Source organism: Anaerostipes butyraticus (assembly GCF_016586355.1).
Classification (GTDB): domain Bacteria; phylum Bacillota; class Clostridia; order Lachnospirales; family Lachnospiraceae; genus Anaerostipes; species Anaerostipes butyraticus.
Genome location: NZ_BLYI01000084.1, coordinates 1 through 415, shown reverse-complemented (window position 1 = coordinate 415; position 415 = coordinate 1). Strand labels below are relative to the sequence as shown.

The window sequence follows — 415 nt, the reverse complement described above, 5'->3', positions numbered from 1 at the left end:
GCTGTCCTTAGTACGAGAGGACCGGGATGGACGGACCGCTGGTGTATCTGTTGTACTGCCAAGTGCATAGCAGAGTAGCCAAGTCTGGAAGGGATAAACGCTGAAGGCATCTAAGCGTGAAGCCCCCCTAAAGATAAGATTTCCCATATCGAAAGGTAGTAAGACCCCTTGAAGACGACGAGGTAGATAGGGCAGAGGTGGAAGTGCGGCAACGCATGGAGCTGACTGTCACTAATCGGTCGAGGCTTTGACCAAAAGAAGGCAGAGTGTGAGAATGGTTTTGTATGATGTTTTGAAGGTACATGAGTATCTCAGATGATCCTCGATAGCTCAGTTGGTAGAGCACACGGCTGTTAACCGTGCTGTCGCTGGTTCGAGCCCGGCTCGGGGAGTTGGGAAGCGTGAGAGCGCTTCA

The 415-nt window shown here is 51.8% G+C and carries 1 tRNA gene and 1 rRNA gene; both read left to right on the top strand.

What is annotated here, in order from left to right:
• A 23S ribosomal RNA gene (locus JMF81_RS16295) occupies nt 1-255 on the top strand; the annotation flags it as partial.
• 64 nt (nt 256-319) lie between these two features.
• Nucleotides 320-392, top strand: a tRNA-Asn gene (locus JMF81_RS16290).
• Nucleotides 393-415 lie beyond the last annotated feature (23 nt).